We start from the raw sequence: 18,236 nt of genomic DNA on the forward strand, positions 1-18,236 counted from the left end.
CGTGAATATTCCCTTTCACCTGCAAATCTTTCTGTTTTGAGAGGGGGGAGGCGTCTTCGCGTTTTAAAATCCCGCATTGCAGATTTTCGCTGCCGGCGTCGGCCAGCGCGGAACCGAACCGAGAGATATCGATGGATAAGCGACAAGACCTGGAACCACAGGTGATCCAGGAAGGCGCGGCGCAGGCCGGCACGATGCAGACCGACGTGGTGCACACCACGCGGTTGAACACGTCAGACGCCATCATCATCGACATCGACGCCGACTCCACGCTGGGCTACGCCTCGATTCAGAACGCGGTTCCGATCGTTCGGACGTTGCGCGTGACGAATCGCTCGGCGCACACCTTCGAGAATATTGAAGTCCGCCTCCGCTGCAACCCCGCTTTTGCCCAACCGGTGACGCTGCGCTTTGACCTGCTGGTGCCCGGAGAAATCCGCCGGATTTCCCCGCTGGACCTGACGCCTGACCACAGCTACGTGGCCGACTTGCAAGAAGCCGTGCGCGCCAGCATCGACGTGGTGGTGCAGTCAGGCACGCAGGAAATCGGTCGGGCTTCACAAGCGATTTCCGTGCTGGCGTACGACCAATGGGCCGGCACGCGCGCCTTGCCGGAATTGCTGGCGGCGTTTTCCATGCCGAATAATCCGGCCGTGGATGGGCTGATTGGCAAGGCGTCCAAGCTGCTGCGCGCGCAGCACGCCGATCTGCAGATGAACGGCTACCAGTCCAAAAGCCGCGACGTGGTGTGGAAGCAGGTGTCCGCCATCTACAGCACGCTGGCCGCCGAGTCGTTGCATTACGCCGAGCCGCCCGCGTCTTTCGGCGTGGACGGCCAGAAGATCCGCACGCCGGATCGCATCATGGACGCACGGGTCGCAACGTGTCTGGACCTGGCGATGCTGTTCTCGTCCTGCCTGGAGCAAGCCGGCTTGCGCCCGGTCATCCTGATGAAGGACGGGCACGCCTGGGTGGGCGTGTGGTTGCATCAGGCCTGCTTTGCCGACCCGTTGACGGACGACGTGCAGGCGGTAAGAAAGCGCGTGGACAGCGGCGAATTCCTGGTTTTTGAAACGACCGGCATCGCGCAGCATCTCAACTTCCGGCCGTCGTTGCGGCGCGCGCTGGAGCAGGGCGCGGCGCATTTGCGCGAAGAGAATACCTTTCGCTACGCCATCGACGTGCATCGCGCGCGTGAATTGCAGATCAAACCCTTGCCGTCGCGTGGGGTGTCGGTTGCGCCGACAGATGCGGATGACGCCGAGCTACCCGCCGCCATTGAACCCACCCCCGACCTGCCGCCTCTGGACCCCGAGTTCGTGATCAACCTGGAGCCCGCCGACGACACGCCGGAAGGCCGGCTGGCCAAGTGGAAATCGCGCCTGTTGGACCTGACGTTGCGCAACCGTCTGCTTAACTTCAAGCTGACCAAGTCCACCTTGCCGCTCGTCGTGCCGGACCTGGCCCGCCTGGAAGACGCCATTGTCGATGGCAGCGAATTCCGCATACGCCCGTTGCCCGCCGCCTTGATGGACGGCAGCGACCCGCGCATGGCCGAGGTGCATGTGGGCCGGGGCGGCCGCGCACCGCTGGACGACATGGCGCTGGACGCATTGGGCAACAAGGAATTGATTGCGCGCGTCACGCAGGAAGCGCTGGACGCCAACCTGCTGACCATCTTCGGCGCGGCGCGCACCGGGCAGGAAGAGGGCGGCGCCAACACGCTGTACCTGGCGATGGGCATGCTGCGCTGGACCGAAAGCCCTGGCGCGGAAAGCGCGCATCTGGCGCCGCTGATTCTGGTGCCGGTGTCGTTGCAACGGCAGTCGGTGCGCAGCGGCTTCCGGTTGGTGCGCCACGACGACGAGACCATCATCAACCCCACGTTGTTGCAGATGCTGCGCAACAACTACGAGCTGCGCATTCCGGGCCTGGACGTTCTGCCCGCCGACGACAAGGGCGTGGACGTAGCGCGCGTGTTGCAGGCGTTCCGGCTGGCCGTGCGGGAAATCGCGGGTTGGGAGGTGCTGGAACAGGTGCATCTGGGGATCTTCTCGTTCACCAAGTACCTGATGTGGAAAGACCTGCAAGACCGCACCGAGCAGTTGAAAGCCAACCGCGTCGTCAGGCATCTGATCGATCACCCCGGGCAGGCGTTTGCAAAAGAACCGTTTGATCAACGCTTTGATCGCCTGGACGACAGCTACAAGCCCGAAGACCTGTTGACGCCGCTGCTATCCGATTCGTCGCAGTTGAAGGCGATCTGCGCGGTGGACGCGGGTCGCGATCTGGTGCTGGAAGGGCCGCCGGGCACGGGCAAGAGCCAGACCATCACGAACCTGATCGCGCATCTGCTGGCGCGCGGCAAGACGGTGTTGTTCGTCTCGGAAAAAATGGCCGCGCTGGAAGTGGTGCATCGCCGTTTGGCCAATATCGGACTGGGCCCGTTCTGCCTGGAACTGCACTCGTCCAAGGCTCGAAAATCCGAGGTGCTGCAACAGCTTGGAAAGGCGCTGGACCACAGCGGCCAGCGCACCGGCGATGATTGGGCGCGTGAAGCCGAGCGCCTGACCGTGCTGCGCCAGGACTTGAACGGTTTGGTCGACGCGCTGCATCACACGCATGCCAACGGCCTGACGGTGTATGACGCCATCGGCACCTGCATCCAGAACGCGGGCAAGGAGCCGTCGCCGATGTTCTGGGCCGACGCGCAGGCGCATCAAGTCAAAGACCTGGCGCAACTGCGCGAGACCTCGCGCCGCATGTCGACCTTGTCCAAGGAACTTGGCGTGTTGCATGGCCATCCGCTGGCGCACATTGGCATGGCCGAATGGAGCCCCAGTTGGCAAGACGCGTTGTTGGCCGCGGCGCAGGCGCTGGAGCAAGCGGTGGCAGGCTTCCAGGCGCAGGCAGAGGCTGCGGGCGAGGGGCTTGGGTTACCGGCGCAAGGCTTGAGCCTGGATTCCTATGCACATCTGGATCAGTTGATCGACGTGCTGCTTGCCGCGCCCCAGGTGCCTGCGGGCCTGGCCACGCAAGCACACGACCCCACCGCCCGCTTTCAGGTGCAGGCGCTGGCCCGCCACGGTTTGGCGCGCAACGCGCATTGGGCGCAGGTGGGCGCGCAATGGAACGCGCAGTTGGCCGAGCTTGATGCCAATACGCTGAAAGCCGAGTGGCTGTCCGCATGTTCGGCATGGTGGCCGAAGTCTATCTTCGCCAAGGGCGGCATCCGCAAGCGGCTGGCGAGGTATCGCACGGATAGCCAACGCCCGGACGAGGCCGCGATTACCGCGATGCTGACGCCCTTGGCCCTGGTGAATATCGAAGACCGCGAACTGGCGGTGCTGAAGGCAGACGCGCAGCGTTTGCTGCAAGAGAGCTACACCGGTCTGACAACAGATTGGGAACAGGTCCAGCGCCATGAGCAATGGGCGGCGCGCTTTGCCGATGCGGTCACGCAGGTGGCGGGCGATCCCATTTCCGCTGCGGACTTGCGCACGCGCCTGCAAGCGCTGGTGGGTGAAAACCGCGCCTTCCTGCAACCGGGTTCACCGCTGGGCAAGGCCTTGCTGGCGTATCGCGATGCGTGGCGCGTCCTGCAAGATCGGTTGGCGGAAGTCGATGCCTTGGCCAAACCCACCGAGGCACTGGCGGGCGCATCGGACGCCAACGGTGCTCTGGAACGCATTCAGGGCGTGCTGGCGGGCTGGCGCCATAACAAGCAGTTCTTGATGCCGTGGTGCGTATGGCGTCAGGCGCGCGAGCAAGCCATTGCGTTGCAACTGCAAGGCTTGGTCGCTTCTCTTGAGCAGGGCCGTGTTCCGTTGGAGCAGATCGAGGCGCATTTTGAGTTCAGCTACCGCAACTGGTGGGTGAAGAAGGTCATCGACCATACGCCCGTATTGCGCGCGTTTTCCAGTGCGGACCACGAGCGCAAGATCCGCGAATTCCGCAATGCCGACGACCGCTTCCAGAAGCTCACATCCGCCTACATCTCCGCCGTGTTGGCTGGCAAAGTGCCCGATGGCAATGGCGTGCTGGTCAGCCCGGACAGCGAACTGGGCCTGCTGCGCCGCGAACTGCAAAAGAAGACGCGCCACGTACCCGTGCGCCAACTGATGCAGCGCTTGCCCTCACTGCTGCCCAAGCTCAAGCCTTGCCTGCTGATGTCGCCCTTGTCGGTGGCGCAATATCTGGACGCCGGTCATTCGCAGTTTGATGTCGTGGTGTTCGACGAAGCGTCGCAGATTCCGGTGTGGGATTCGGTGGGCGCCATTGCGCGCGGCCAGCAAGTGGTGGTGGTGGGCGATACCAAGCAGTTGCCGCCCACAAGCTTCTTCAGCAAGTCCGCGCCAGAAGACGATGGCGTGGGTGACGATGGCCAGGTCGAAGATCTGGAGAGCATTCTGGATGAATGCCTGGGCGCCGACATGAACCGTCTGCGTTTGCAGTGGCATTACCGCAGCAAGCACGAAAGCCTGATCACGTTCAGCAACGTCACCTATTACGACTCGCAGTTGATCACCTTCCCGTCGCCCGTCACGGATGACGTGGCCGTGCGCCTGGAGAAGGTCGCGGGTATCTACGACCGGGGTGGCAGCCGCACCAACCGCCGCGAAGCCGAAGCCATTGTGCAAGGCATCGAGCAGCACTATCTGGACAAGTCGCGCCGCCGCCAAACCTTGGGCGTGGTGACGTTCAACCAGCCGCAGCAATCCCTGATCGAAACCCTGTTGGATGCCCGCCGCCGCGCCAACGCGGAACTCGACAAGGCGATCTCGGCGCAGTCCCGTGAACCGCTGTTCATCAAGAACCTGGAGAACGTGCAGGGCGACGAACGCGATGTCATCTATTTCTCGATCACGTTCGGCCCGGACGCCGCCGGAAAGATGACGATGAACTTCGGGCCGCTGAACGGCGAAGGCGGACACCGCCGTCTGAACGTGGCGATCTCCCGCGCGCGCGAAGGCGTGGTGATCTACAGCACGTTGATGCCGGAACAGATAGACCTGTCGCGCGTGCGCGCCCGGGGTGTGCGCGACTTGAAGCACTACCTGGAGTTTGCGTTGAAAGGGCCGCGCGCCTTGGTCGAGCAGTCGCTGCCGACCGGCCGCGAGCCGGACAGCCCGTTTGAAACTCAGGTCATCAAGGTGCTGCGCAATCATGGCTGGGTGGTGCACCCGCAAGTGGGCTGCTCCGGCTACCGCATTGACATGGGCGTGGTGGACCCGCGCGCGCCGGGCCGCTATCTGATGGGCATCGAGTGCGACGGCCGCGCGTATCACTCGGGCGCTACTGCGCGCGATCGCGATCGCTTGCGTCAGGTGGTGCTTGAAGGATTGGGCTGGCGCTTGCATCGGGTGTGGTCCACCGACTGGTGGATCAACCCTGAACGAGAGGTGGAGAAGATCCTGGCCCGCTTGAACGCGGAGCTGGAACGCAAGGTCGAGGACGAGCCCGAGGTGGAGGACGCAGAGGCTGAAGGCGAAGCCGAAGCCGAAGCCGCTATTGCAGCCGAAGCCGCAATCGAACCCGGAGCCGCAGCCGCTACCGAACCCGAAGGCGTCGTGGAGTTTGTGATCACGACCGAAAAGGGCGATGCCGCGTGGGCGTCGGCGGACAGCGCGAAAGTCAGCGCGGAAGTCAGCGCATCCACGGGCGGCATCGCGACCTATCAACTGGCCGACCTGAGCACTGCCGCCGGTGACCCAGACGCCTTCTACAGCCGTGCCAACAACGCGCAATTGACTGAACAATTACGCCTGGTCATCGACACGGAAGGCCCCATCGCCGAGACCGTGCTGCACCGTAAAGTCGCCCGAGCCTGGGGCCTGGAACGCACAGGCGTCCGGATCGTTGAACGCTTGCGGACATTAACGCCAATGGAAGTCGGCCAGACGGATGAAGCCGAGGCCACCTTCTATTGGCCCGCCGACGTCACACCCGAAACCTGGAACGGCTTTCGCGGCGCAAGCGACGACGATGCCACGCGCCGCCGCGTGGATGATGTCTGCATCCAGGAGCTGGCGAACGGCGTGCTGCACGTGCTGGCCATGACCGGCAACGCGCCGAAAGCGGATGTGATCAAGTCAGTGTGCCGAATGCTGGGCATGTCGCGTACGTTGGCGGATGCGGAAGCACGCATCGCACACGCAATAGCCGGCCTGGCGCAGCGGGGAGTGGTGCGGGAAGAGATGGGGATGTTGCGGGTGGGGTAGGGACTGCGCGCTCTCGGGACCGGGCCTGTCCCGGGCGCGAAGGTTTCAGACTGTAAGCTCGCACCGCGTGCAGGCTCGCCTGGCAAGATTTTGAAACCCTCTGCCCCGCGCTGCGCCTGATCCGTCCATACCGCGGACGTAGAATGCCGCTTTTGATCAGTGCCATACGGCTCATAGGAACGAACCATGAAAAAAATAATCCTACTTGCGTCCGCATGCGCCGCGCTGCTACAGGCTTGCGCTCCCGTTTCCTCTCCCAGCGAAGGATCGTCCTCCATGCCCACTTCTACCGCGACGTCGCCCGCCAGCCAACTGAGCTTGCCCGCGTACTACTGGCGCCTGGTTTCCGCCACCGATGCAGCCGGCAAGTCGATTCCGACCTTGCAAGCGGGCGTTGAGCATCAGTTGCGCCTGGCCTTCACGAAGGATGCCTTGAATATCCGGGGGGGCTGCAATACGCAGTTTGGCGGTTATCGCTATCAGAATGGCGTGCTGCAAGTGGATAACCTGGCGTCCACGATGAAGGCTTGCGAGCAGAGTTTGATGCAACTGGATGCCGAGATCAACGAGCGCCTGAAAGGCGATCTGCGCGCCACGATGTCTGGCGATGCGCATGAACCCGCGCTGGAGCTCGTGGGCAAGGACGGCACCGTGTTGAAGTTCGTGGGTGAGCCCACGCCCGAGACGCTGTACGGCAGCGCGGGCCAGATCATGTTCCTGGAAGTGGCTGCCAAGAAGGCCGAGTGCAGCCATCCAATGATTCCCAGTTACCAGTGCCTGATGGTGCGCGAACGCCGCTACAACGAAGCCGGTGTGCAGCAGCCGACGCAGGATAAATGGCAGCCGCTGTATCAATCCATCGAAGGGTTTGAGCACCAGGAAGGCGTGCGCACCGTGCTGCGCGTGAAGCGTTACGACTGGAAGAATCCGCCTGCTGATGCGCCGTCCAAGGTGTATGTGCTGGATATGGTGGTGGAGCAGGACGCGTCGAAAAAGTAAGCGCAAGGACGTCAATGAAAATGCCGGGCCGTGTAAGCGGCCCGGCTTTTTTTCGTGTGTCGCTCTTCGGTTTCATGACGGCTTGAGCGTTGGCGGATAGGCCCGGCGTGTTCTGAACCAGTGAGCTATCTCGATCGACGGTGCTAGCGACCCCGCGAATGCGTCCTACATAAGGGGCTACAGGCTCGCAGGCGCTCAAAGCGCTACCCATAATGGCCGCATCAAAACAGCCAGGCCGACATGAGCCAGAGGCAAGGAGACCCGATGCAGCCCACTATGCACTCCAACTTGCAGCCCAACTTCCTGCTATTCATCACGGATCAGCAGCGCGCGGATCACGTGGGTAGTTACGGTAATGCCCTGCTGCAAACTCCAGCGCTGGATGCCTTGGCCGCGCAGGGGTGGTCCGCCGACCGCTTCTATGTCGCGTCCCCGATCTGCATGCCCAATCGCGCCACCTTGATGACGGGCCGCATGCCCTCGACGCATGGGGTTCGCCACAACGGCATTGCGCTATCCCAGCGCGCAACAACTTTCGTTGAACGGCTGCGTGACGCCGGTTACGCCACCGCGCTGATCGGCAAATCGCATTTGCAGAACATGACGGGCATGGGCCCCGCCTGGCCCCCGGCAAACGACAACGTTGCGCGGGGTGAAGCGTGGCGGCCCGAGCCCGGTGACTACGACCAGGAGTGGGGGCCAATGTGGCGCGATCACCCAGGCCATGATGTGAAGACGCCGTTCTACGGGTTCGACACCGTGCGCTTGGCGCTTGATCACGGAGACCAGGTCGGTGGCCATTACGCACGCTGGCTCGCCCGCGAGCATCCGGAAGCGCGGCGGCTGTGGGGGCCCGAGCATGCTTTCAGCACGCCGGAATTCGTGCTGGCCCAACACGGGCAGGCGTGGCGCACGCGCGTTCCCGAGCAATGCTCCACCACCGCCTACATCGGTGACCAAACCATTGCGCAACTTCGCCAGCACGCCAAGGGCACAGCCCCGTTCTTCATCCAATGTTCATTTCCCGACCCGCACCATCCCTACACGCCGTCTGGCAAGTATTGGGATCTGTATCGGCCCGATGATGTGGCGCTGCCTGAATCGTTTCACGCCAGCCGGGGCGCCCATCATCACCCACCCCCGCACGTGGCATGGCTGTATCGGCAGCGCGACCTGAACATGGCGGTCAAGCACACGCCGGCCGTGTTCGCCTGCACCGAACGCGAAGCCCGGGAAGCGATTGCGCTGAACTGCGGTTCCATCAGCCATATCGACGCGACGATCGGCCGCGTCATGCAGGTGCTGCGCGATACGGGCCTGGACGAGAACACGGTGGTCATTTTCACGAGCGACCACGGCGACTTCCTGGGCGACCACCAGTTGTTGTTCAAAGGCCCAATCCACTACCAGGGCCTGATCCGCGCGCCGTTCATCTGGCGTGATCCGCAAGCCGGGCTGACGGCCGCGCGCAGCCAGGCGTTGTGCGCCACGACCGATATCGCCGCCACCGTGCTGGCGCGCGCGCGGCTGCCCGCCTACAACGGCATGCAAGGCCAATCCTTATTGCCGTTGATGTCGGGCGCCACTGACACGTTGCGCGATGCGCTGCTGATCGAAGAGGAAGGCCAGCGCACGATGTTCGGCTTTCCCGGCCGCACGCGGATGCGAACGCTGCAGACATCGCGCCACCGCTTGAGCGTGTACGCCGACGCCGATTGGGGCGAGCTGTACGACCTGCACGAAGACCCCCACGAACTGCGCAATCTATGGCACGACCCCGCCGCCGAGGCTCGGCGCGGTGAACTGCTGATGGCGCTGTCGCGAACGATGATCCGCTACGCGGAAACCAGCCCGAACCCCACGGCAATTGCCTGACGCATTCGCCAGGTCGGCGGCTTGCCAGCCGCCGCCACACCGGAGAGCACCATGTTCAAGTCTTCGCGGTTCTTGTTTTGCACGGCGTCATTCATTTGCACGGCGTTGTTCATTGCAAGCGCTTCTGTCGCCGCTACGGCCGCCGCGGCACCGGCCGCCGCCGCTACGGCCGCCGCGGCACCGGCCGCCGCCGCTACGGCCGCCGCACCCAACACATACCCCACGCGTCCCATTCGGCTGATTGTCAATTCCTCGCCGGCGGGTCCTTTGGATATCTGCGCCCGCGCCATTTCAATGCATGCCGGCAAGCTGTTGGGCCAGACGATCATCGTGGAAAATCGTCCGGGCGCATCTGGCAACATCGGCGCCAAGGCCGTAGCCAATGCCGATCCGGACGGCTACACACTTCTGTTGACCCTGGACACGCTGATGACCGTCAACCCGCACGTCTTCAGCGAGCAGGCCGAAGACTTTACCCTAAACCTGGAGCCGCTCAGTATTGCCGGCAGCTTCGGATTGGCGCTGGCCGTTCGCCCCGATCTGGGCGTGGCCACAATGGAAGAATTCTTGCGCTTCGCCAAATCGAATGTCATCACTTATTCGTCCGCGGGCTACGGCAGCCCGGGAAATCTGGCCTTTGAAAAGCTCAAGCTGAGCCTCGGCTTCGAGGTGGCGCATGTGCCTTTCCGGGGCAGTGCGGGCGCCGTCAATGCCTTATTGGGAGACCAGATCCAGGCCGGATTCCTGGCCGCGTCGGCAGTGCAGCCGCACGTCAAGGCAGGCAAGATGCGTGCATTGGCCGTTTCGTCACGCGAACCCGACCCTGGCTTGGCCGGTGTTCCAGCGATGGCGCAGGTGGGTGTGGAGTCCTTGAAGGACTTTGAAGCGGCCTTCGCCTTTCTTGTCATGGCGCCCCGAGGTCTGCCGGCCGATGTCGCAGCGAAGTGGGACGAAACCTTGGCACAGGTCTATGCGTCGCCGGAGTTTCTGGCCAGCATTGCCAGCCTGGGCATGCGCGCGCCATTTTCCGGCCACGCTGTCGCGAAAGAGTGGGTGCAAACCCAGGCGGGTAGTTGGGCCGACGTGATTGATTCGGCGGGGATCAAGGGCCAATAGCAGAACGCAGCGCGCTCAGGGAACGCAGCGGCAAAACACCAAGAGCACATCGCCCGATGGCGGCAGACCGGCACGTTCCCGCTACCGGCCTTGACCGCCATGCCTATCCGCCACGCTCACCATTTGCCTTGATTCTGCGATGGCGTCTGCATCGGGGTTGTGGCATTGGCAGGATGCACCGTGTCCACATACTTCCTATAGCTGGCGACATATGCCCCACTGTAGATGTCGGGCGTCTCGTCGCCTTCCCATTTTTGCTCGACGCCAGCCTCCCGCCAGGCGGCCAGGTCGCGCATGACGTCGTCGTGGCTTTTCGGGACATCGGGCGTTTGCACGGCGGTCGCGGGGGCGACGGCCTGCTGCGCAAAAGTGGGGCCAGACAGCAAGCCGGCGGCCAGCACCACCGGGACGAACACTCGGAACGAAAGGACAGTCTTCATGAATGACTCCTTGATCACGATAGCAATCCCTCTCCCTCATGGCTTCGGACTCATCGTAGGGCGGCTGGGTGCCCATCGCATACCCAAAATTGATTACGCCTGGCTGATCCCCCGGGACGGCTACCGGAGCGCATACCGCGTTTGCGCTACAGCAGGGATGCCAGCCGCACCAATTCCGCCTGGCGGCTGCATTCCATTTTGCTCAGCAACGAGGCGACCTGCTTGCGCACGGTCAGCACCGATGACTGGCGCAGCGTCGCCACTTCTTCCACGCTGTGGCCAGCCGCCAAACCCGCCAGCACGGCGGCTTCGGCATGGGTGATGTCGAACACGGCTTTCAGCTTGTCGACGTCGGGTTTGCAGAATGCGCTTTTGCGGCGCAAGCGCACCAGCAGCAAGCGGCCACCCAGCAGGCTTAGCGCGTCGGGCGCGGTGCTGATATCCATCCAGTCGAATTCGCCCCAACCCGCGGCCGTGGCCAGCGAGCGGGTCTGGCCGTCGTGGAAGGTGGCGACGCAATAGACGTCGAACAGACGCTGGCTTTTGGCGTCGGCGTGGCGCAGCCTGCCGCCGCGCACGATCCAGCCGCGAGCATCTTCCACATATTGCCGAGCGAGCGCCGAAATCCTGTTGACCATGGACTCCTGGTTGATCAGCAGCACCGCTTCGTTGACTTCCGAAAAGGCGCTTTCCACTGAATTCCAGCCGATGGTCAAGGCCTTTTGGCGCTGTGCAAGCTGGCTTTGCAACAGGCGGAAGTACCGGGCGAAGTCGCCTGTCTGCAGGCGCGCGCTGGCTTTGGCATCGATGGTGGAGCGCTGGAAGCCGATGGACGCATGCAGCACGGAGTTGGACTCGACGATCAGCGAAATGATCTGCGCCATGCGGTGCTTGACCATGAAGTCGGCGTAGAACTCCGTGCGCTGCAGTTGGGCGCTGCTGTACATGCGGGCGGTGTCCAGCCAGGTGCCGGCGGGCGCCGTGCGCGAGTCATGTTCCAGGACGTCATGACGGTAGTAATGCCCTTGGTAGTCCGCGAAGCAGGCGTCGGAAAAACCGATGGCGGACAGGTTCGACAGCTTGTTGCGCGCGTCGAACACGATCAGCGTGCCGCTATCGGCGCCGACCAGATCTCGCGCTGTGCGCAGGATGTCATGCCAGGGCGGGTTGGGGTCGGTCAGGTGGTGCACGGCCTCCATTGCGCGGGAGAAGACAATCTGATGCTTGAGCATGGTGTGTCCCCAACGTGGCCGTCGGCCCGAGCGGAAATTATGCCCGCGAATTTGCGATCATTGCGCAACATACATGCCTAATCCTGGCAGCGGAGCAGGATTAATGAACCACCTGATGCGTGTGCACCGGGATGGTTCCATCAGGGCGCGGGCGCATCGCCCGGCGGCAGGATCGCGGCCCGCCATAAATCCAGGAAATGCCGCTTTTTCAGCGTATCCAGGTACACCAGCAATCCCACGCCCAGCGCCATGGGGCGGATGCCCGCGGCCGGAACGACCGAGGCATTGACGGGCTGCATGCCCGATTGCTTGGCCAGCATTTCCTGCCCTCGGGGCGAGAGCAAGTAGTCGAGCAACAGCGCGCCAAGGTCGCCGCGTGGCGCCTGCTTCGGAATGATGGCGGAGCGCGACAGCATCAGGGTGTAGTCCTGCGGATAGATGATGGCCAGCGGGGCGCCCTGGTCGATGCGGTGCCGGGTGTAGGACTCCAGCAGGTTGTACGCCAGCGTGATATCGCCGCGTTCCAGCTTGTCCAGAGCGTCTTCGGTGGACTCGTGAGTGGTGACGCCATTGCGGCCGAACGCGGCCAGCAAGGCGCCGGCCATGCTGTCCAGGCGCGTGTCCTGCGTGGCGGCCAGATAGCCGATGCCGCTGCCTTCCACGTCGTAGGTCGAAATGCTGCCGGCCAGCGGCCGGTCGGGCGCTTGCAGCAGGGACAGCAGCGCGCGCCGCGTATGAGGCACGCGCGCGGCGTCGAGCTTGTCCGTGTTGTAGACCATGACGATGGGGTCGGTGCCGATGCTGAAGACTTCGTCGCGCCAATTCGCCCAGGCGGGCAGGGCGCGCGTTTCCGGCGACACGTGACGTTGTGCATAGCCGTCGTTGACGAGCTTGGTCTGCAGGTCCATCGCGCTGCTGATGATCAGGTCGGGGCCGCGCCTGGCGGTGGGGTCCTGGCGCGCGCGCTCGACCGCGTCCTGGTAGAGCTGCTGCGTGGACAGCTCGGTGTATTCGAGCCGCAAGCTTGGATTCAAACGGGTGAAATCTTCCAGCACGCCCTTGAACACCTGCACGCTGTTGGACGCATGCAGGACCAGCACGTTCTTGCTGTCTTCGGGCCCAAGCGTCAGGCCGTCGCGGCTGACTTCGGCGGCCGTCACCGTCGTCATGGCGGCAATCCACAGCAGGGCGAGCGCGCCAAGCAGCGTGCGGACCCACATCAGCGCGCTACGCATCATGGCGGCCTGCCGGCAAGGTGATGACCGCATCCAGTCCGCCGCCCACGCGGTTGCTCAAGCTGAGTTTTCCTTGGTGGATGTCGACAACGCGCTTGACGATGGACAGGCCCAGCCCCGCGCCAGGGGTGCGTGGGTTGGGGCCGCGCGTGAAGCGTTCGAACGCGGCGTTGGCCAACGCGGGGGGAATGCCTGGCCCGGGGTCGGCGACGGTGATGCGCCAGCCATGCTCGTGCGCGTCAAGCGTGATGTCGATGTGACCGCCAGCGCGGGCGCCGTGTCGCAAGGCGTTGTCGATCAGGTTCTTGAAGGCTTCGCGCAGCATCAGGTTGTCGCCCAGGATAGTTGGCGCTGGGCGGCCGGGTTCCCGATCGGGCTCGGTGTCCGGCAGGTGCAGGCGCACGTCGGGCTGAGGCGCGGCTTGCGGCACGGTGTCATAGGCGGCTTGGCGCAGCAGTTCGGCCAGGTCGACGAGCTGGAACTGCTTGACGTTGCTGCGGTGGATGACGCTGGCGTCGCTAAGCAGTTGGTTGACCAGCCGCGACAGTTTTTCCGCGTTGCGCAATACCGCCAGCAGGCTGCGGCGCTGTTCGTCGGGGTCGTCTTCGTCCAGCGCCACTTCCATCTGTGCGTGCAGCGCGGCAAGCGGTGTGCGCAACTGATGCGCGGCTTCGGCGATGAACAGGCGCAAGGTGTCCAGGTTGTCGGACAGGCGGGCCATGAAGCCATCCAGGGAATGCACCAGGGTGTCCAGTTCCTCGGGCACGGGCGCCGCGATGGGGTGCAGGTCGGACGCGCTGCGGGTGGCCAACTCGTGTTCGATGCGTTGGATGGGCGACAGGGATCGCTGCAAGCCCCAGTAGGCTAGCGCCAGCGCTGCACTCGTGAAACCGATCAGCGCCAAGGTGCCTTGCCAGAGAATGCTGTCGGCCAGCGCGTTGCGGGCTTCGCGGGTTTGCGCGACCTGGATCACGGCGGTCTCGGTGCTGCGCGGCCCGGCGATCTTGCGTTCCATCCAGGCCACGCGCACGGGTTCGCCCTGAAAACGGGTGGTGTACAGCCGAGGCGTGTCGATGGCGTCTGTGTTGTCCGGGGCAGCGGGCAGGTCGGAGTAACCGGAAATCAGCAATCCCGCTGTGCTCGCCACGCGATAGAACACGCGGTCACGCGGCGCCTGCTCCAGCAATGCCAGCGCGGCGTAAGGCATGTCCATCTGCCATTTGCCTTGCACCAGTTGCAGGCTGTCGGCCATGGACAGGACGGACGCACGCAGCAACTGGTCGTACGTAGTGTCCGCGGTTTGCTGGGCATAGCCGCGCACCAGCAGGTAGAGCGCAGCCAAACCCACGGCGAACAGCGTCAGCAGCATTGCCAACAGGCGGCGTCGTATGGAAATGCGGCCAAGCTTCACGGGCTAGTCCTGCGGCGTGCCGGACGCGGGGTTGTCCGACGGGGCGGTGGACGTCAGCAGGTAACCGGTGCCGCGCTGCGTTTCGATACGTAGCGGCGAGCCTTCCAGCTTGCGACGCAGCCGCGCAATGTAGACCTCGATGGCGTTGGGCGCCGCGTCGTCGTCAAAGGCGAAGAGCTTGTTGGCGATTTCGGTCTTGCTGACGGCGCGGTTCATGCCGGCCAGCAGAATTTCCAGCAAGCTGTATTCGCGCTTGGGCAGGTCGATGCGCTGTCCGCGCAGGGACACGTGGCGCGCGGCGCTGTCGATGACAAGTTCGCCAAAGCGCAGGACGCCAGCGGCTTGGGCGCTGGGTCGGCGCAGCAAGGCGCGGCAGCGGGCTTCCAGCTCGCGGAAATCGAAGGGTTTGGCCAGATAGTCGTCGGCGCCGGTATCGAGCGCATGGACGCGGTCTTCGATGTCGATGCGGGCGGTCAGCGCCAATACCGGTGTCTTGCTGCCGCGGTCGCGCAGGCGGTGCAGGATGTCAAACCCCGACATGCGGGGCAGGCCGATGTCCAGGATGACGAGATCGAAGGTTTCGTATTGCAGCACGCCGTCGGCGCTCAGGCCATCGCTTTGCAGATCCACGGCATGGCCGAGACGGCGCAGCCGGCGGACAAGGGCGTCGGCCAGATCCTCGTCGTCTTCGATCACCAGGATGCGCATCGGCTGATTGTAGCTGCGTCGAACGCGGGCATTTTCCCCTGGGGCGGTTGCCTCGAGGGCCCACATAAGCTCGATCGGGCATGGAAAAACGACAGGTTCCAGACAGCTTTTCTTCCTAGTCTTCGGCACCTGCCTCCCTTGCTGGAGGCGGCGCCACACATAACAACGACTAGTCGGAGATACCCCTCATGCTGTTGACCCTACTTGGCTTTGGCATGGTGATCACGTTCATGACGTTGATCATGACCAAGCGCCTGTCGCCCTTGGTTGCCCTGATTCTTGTCCCCATTATTTTTGCGTTGCTGGGCGGCTTTGGCGCCGGCATCGACAAGATGATGCTGGACGGCATCCGCAAGATTGCGCCCACCGGCGTGATGCTGATGTTCGCCATCCTGTATTTCGGGGTGATGATCGACGCCGGCCTGTTCGATCCCATCGTTGGCCGCATCCTGCGCGCCGTGAAGGGCGATCCGCTGAAGATCGTGGTGGGCACCACGGTGCTGGCGCTGGTGATTTCACTGGATGGCGATGGCTCGACCACGTACATGATCGTGGTGGCCTCGATGTTGCCGCTGTACCGCCGTCTGAAGATGAACGCGCTGTCCATGACCTGCCTGGCCATGCTGGCCAGCGGCATCATGAACCTGACGCCGTGGGGTGGGCCGACGGCGCGTGCCGCCAGCGCCCTGCATGTGGACGCGGGCGACATCTTCATTCCGCTGGTGCCGGTGATGGGGGTGGCGATCGTGGCGCTGTTGATCCTGGCCTTCTTCCTGGGCCTGAAAGAACGCCGCCGCCTGGGCGTGCTGTCGCTGCCGGAGGGGGCGTCGATGCATGCCGGCTACGACGAAGACGGCCCCAAGAACCTGCCTGAAATCGAAGTCGACCACGACCTGCGCCGCCCCAAGCTGCTGTGGGTGAACGCCGGTTTGACGCTGGCGCTGATGGTCAGCCTGGTGATGGGCGTACTGCCGCTGCCGGTGCTGTTCATGATCGCGTTCGCGGTTGCCCTGATCATCAACTATCCGAACCTGGCCGAACAACGTCGCCGCGTTGCGCAGCACGCGGGCAATGTGCTGTCGGTGGTGTCGCTGATTTTCGCGGCGGGCATCTTCACGGGCATTTTGTCTGGCACGGGCATGGTGGAAGCCATGTCGCGCAGCCTGCTTGCCGTGATTCCGGATGCGATGGGCCCGTATCTGGCCGGCATTACCGCGCTGGTCAGCCTGCCGTTCACGTTCTTCATGTCGAACGACGCCTTCTATTTCGGGGTGCTGCCCATCCTGAGCGAGGCGGCGCAGGGCTATGGCATTTCGGCCGTTGAAATGGCGCGCGCGTCACTCATCGGGCAACCCGTGCATCTGCTGAGCCCACTGGTGCCGTCCACTTATCTGCTGGTGGGTCTGGCCGGTGTGGAATTTGGCGACCACCAACGCTATGCGCTGAAGTGGGCGACGCTGGTCTGCATGGTAATGCTGGCGGCCGCCCTGGCGTTTGGTCTGTTCCCGTTTGTGGGTGCGGGTGCTTGATACGCGGCGCTGCCGCACATTGATAAAGGAAGGGTCATGGCTTTGCGTATCGCTTATGTCACCAGCGGAATGGGCCACACGGGCACGGCGATCTGCCAGGCGCTGCATCAGGCGGGACACCGCGTGGTGGCCGGTTGCGGCCCGCGTTCTTCGCGTCGGGATAGCTGGTTGAAGGAACAGAAGTCCCTGGGCTACGACTTCGTCGCGTCCGAGGGCGACGCCACCGATTGGGCATCAACCGAGGCGGCGTTCGCGAAAGTACGCCGCGAGGTCGGCGAGATCGACGTGCTGGTCAATAACGCCGGGTCGATGCTGGACATGCGCTTTCGCCAGATGGGCTATGCCGACTGGGCCGCGGTGCTGCGCAGCAACCTGGATACGCTTTTCAACAGCACCAAGCAGGTGGTCGACAGCATGGCCGACCGCGGCTGGGGGCGCATCATCAACATTGGGTCGGTGGCGGCGGAAAAAGGGCAGATCGGCCAGATCAATTACGCCACGGCCAAGGGCGCGGTGATCGGCTTCACGCGGTCGCTGGCGCAGGAAGTGGCGGCGCGCGGCGTCACGGTGAATCTGGTGTCGCCAGGCTTCATCGCCGACGACACGGTGAAGGCCTTTCCGCCCGCGCTGTTGGACCGCATCGTGGAAAGCGTACCGGTCGGACGCCTGGGCACCGCCCACGACCTGGCCGGGCTGTGCGCCTGGCTGGCCTCCGACGAGGCCGCCTTCGTGACGGGCGCCAACTACGCGATCAACGGCGGCGTGTATATGAGCTGAAGGCGGGGGGCGGGTGTGGGCCTGTCTGCTAGTCGCTGAATCTAGTGCGTCAATGCCAGATGAGCGATGTAGCCAGATCGGCTTTCGCCCGCCGCACGCGCTTTGGCGTCGATCCTTGCAAGGATTCGGCGGGGCAGCGTGATGTTGATGCGTTCGATGGTGTCGTCCATGACGGCCGGATCGATTTCAACGATGGCCCAAACCCAGCCCGCGAATTCCGGATTCGCTTGGTGACCCGCAATGCTGGTGGCAACGGGCACGGGGGCGCCACTATCCAATGCGGTTTCAATCCACAGTTCGATCGCTTCTTTCGCGTTCTCGATAGCTTCGTCTATGCCTGAGTCGGCGGCGGAAAAGCAGCCTGGCAGATCCGGCACGACGACGCCCCACGCTTGCGTCTCGCTGCCGGGTTCAATGGCGATTGGATATTTCATGAGTTTCCTTGGCGAGCCATGTGCGGACCAGTGGTCCAGCGATACCGGGCTACTTCAGGCCGGCTTGCGTCAGCAGCTTCGTAACCAGTCCGATTCCCAAGTCTTTCTTGGGGTGAGGCACGCTGATATGCCCGGCTTTTTGCGGGTGGACGAAAATGTGATGCGAGCGTTTCGCATGTCGGAATACCCAGCCCGCTTGGCGAAGCTGTCTGATGATCTCGCGGCTGTTCATGATGTGTACCATACACACCAAACAATT

The 18,236-nt window shown here is 63.6% G+C and carries 14 protein-coding genes; 6 read left to right on the forward strand and 8 right to left on the reverse strand.

Annotation, left to right across the window (positions count from 1 at the left end):
- Window positions 1-131 precede the first annotated feature (131 nt).
- The 3 genes from WBR68_RS02595 (at window position 132) to WBR68_RS02605 (ending at window position 9,095) form a co-directional block, all read left to right on the forward strand.
- A complete protein-coding gene (locus WBR68_RS02595) occupies window positions 132-6,221 on the forward strand; it encodes a DUF3320 domain-containing protein (RefSeq protein ID WP_230693454.1) in 6,090 nt (2,029 codons plus the stop codon).
- A 276-nt stretch (window positions 6,222-6,497) separates the two neighbouring features.
- Entirely contained in the window at window positions 6,498-7,220 is a 723-nt protein-coding gene (locus WBR68_RS02600; RefSeq protein WP_230693455.1) for an META and DUF4377 domain-containing protein, read from the forward strand.
- Between the two features lie 264 nt (window positions 7,221-7,484).
- Window positions 7,485-9,095 (forward strand): sulfatase family protein, encoded by a 1,611-nt coding sequence (locus WBR68_RS02605; RefSeq protein ID WP_230693456.1) that lies wholly within the window; start codon window positions 7,485-7,487, stop codon window positions 9,093-9,095.
- Here WBR68_RS02605 and WBR68_RS02610 read toward each other — a convergent pair.
- Entirely contained in the window at window positions 9,056-9,343 is a 288-nt protein-coding gene (locus tag WBR68_RS02610; RefSeq protein ID WP_230693457.1) for a hypothetical protein, read from the reverse strand. The genes WBR68_RS02605 and WBR68_RS02610 overlap by 40 nt on opposite strands.
- Window positions 9,344-9,362: 19 nt before the next feature.
- Between WBR68_RS02610 and WBR68_RS02615 the strand changes: the two genes are divergently transcribed.
- Complete coding sequence (locus tag WBR68_RS02615; RefSeq protein WP_230693458.1) at window positions 9,363-10,211, forward strand: Bug family tripartite tricarboxylate transporter substrate binding protein; 849 nt, start codon at window positions 9,363-9,365, stop codon at window positions 10,209-10,211.
- A 116-nt stretch (window positions 10,212-10,327) separates the two neighbouring features.
- Here WBR68_RS02615 and WBR68_RS02620 read toward each other — a convergent pair whose 3' ends face one another.
- The 5 genes from WBR68_RS02620 to WBR68_RS02640 form a co-directional block, all read right to left on the reverse strand.
- Window positions 10,328-10,651, reverse strand: a complete 324-nt coding sequence (locus WBR68_RS02620) for a hypothetical protein (protein ID WP_050448517.1) — start codon at window positions 10,649-10,651, stop codon at window positions 10,328-10,330.
- Between the two features lie 146 nt (window positions 10,652-10,797).
- Entirely contained in the window at window positions 10,798-11,883 is a 1,086-nt protein-coding gene (locus WBR68_RS02625) for a LuxR C-terminal-related transcriptional regulator (protein ID WP_050448518.1), read from the reverse strand.
- 140 nt (window positions 11,884-12,023) lie between these two features.
- Window positions 12,024-13,121, reverse strand: coding sequence for an ABC transporter substrate-binding protein (locus tag WBR68_RS02630; protein ID WP_370641175.1), 1,098 nt, complete (start codon window positions 13,119-13,121; stop codon window positions 12,024-12,026).
- Window positions 13,111-14,487 carry a sensor histidine kinase gene (locus WBR68_RS02635; RefSeq protein WP_255695836.1) on the reverse strand — a complete coding sequence of 459 codons (1,377 nt, stop codon included), beginning with the start codon at window positions 14,485-14,487 and terminating at the stop codon, window positions 13,111-13,113. Before WBR68_RS02635 ends, WBR68_RS02630 begins: the two co-directional genes overlap by 11 nt.
- A 45-nt stretch (window positions 14,488-14,532) precedes the next feature.
- Window positions 14,533-15,237, reverse strand: a complete 705-nt coding sequence (locus WBR68_RS02640) for a response regulator transcription factor (protein ID WP_230693460.1) — start codon at window positions 15,235-15,237, stop codon at window positions 14,533-14,535.
- Between the two features lie 188 nt (window positions 15,238-15,425).
- Here WBR68_RS02640 and WBR68_RS02645 point away from each other — a divergent pair, with 188 nt between their 5' ends.
- A complete protein-coding gene (locus WBR68_RS02645; RefSeq protein WP_269747742.1) occupies window positions 15,426-16,766 on the forward strand; it encodes a CitMHS family transporter in 1,341 nt (446 codons plus the stop codon).
- Window positions 16,767-16,802: 36 nt separating this feature from the next.
- Complete coding sequence (locus WBR68_RS02650) at window positions 16,803-17,543, forward strand: SDR family oxidoreductase (RefSeq protein WP_230693461.1); 741 nt, start codon at window positions 16,803-16,805, stop codon at window positions 17,541-17,543.
- Between the two features lie 41 nt (window positions 17,544-17,584).
- Here WBR68_RS02650 and WBR68_RS02655 read toward each other — a convergent pair whose 3' ends face one another.
- Window positions 17,585-17,977 carry a type II toxin-antitoxin system HicB family antitoxin gene (locus WBR68_RS02655; protein ID WP_230693462.1) on the reverse strand — a complete coding sequence of 131 codons (393 nt, stop codon included), beginning with the start codon at window positions 17,975-17,977 and terminating at the stop codon, window positions 17,585-17,587.
- Window positions 17,978-18,026: 49 nt separating this feature from the next.
- Entirely contained in the window at window positions 18,027-18,209 is a 183-nt protein-coding gene (locus WBR68_RS02660) for a type II toxin-antitoxin system HicA family toxin (protein WP_230693463.1), read from the reverse strand.
- Window positions 18,210-18,236: the final 27 nt, after the last annotated feature.

The sequence above is a fragment of the Achromobacter sp. JD-1 genome, assembly GCF_038594925.1.
GTDB lineage: Bacteria > Pseudomonadota > Gammaproteobacteria > Burkholderiales > Burkholderiaceae_B > Achromobacter > Achromobacter spanius_C.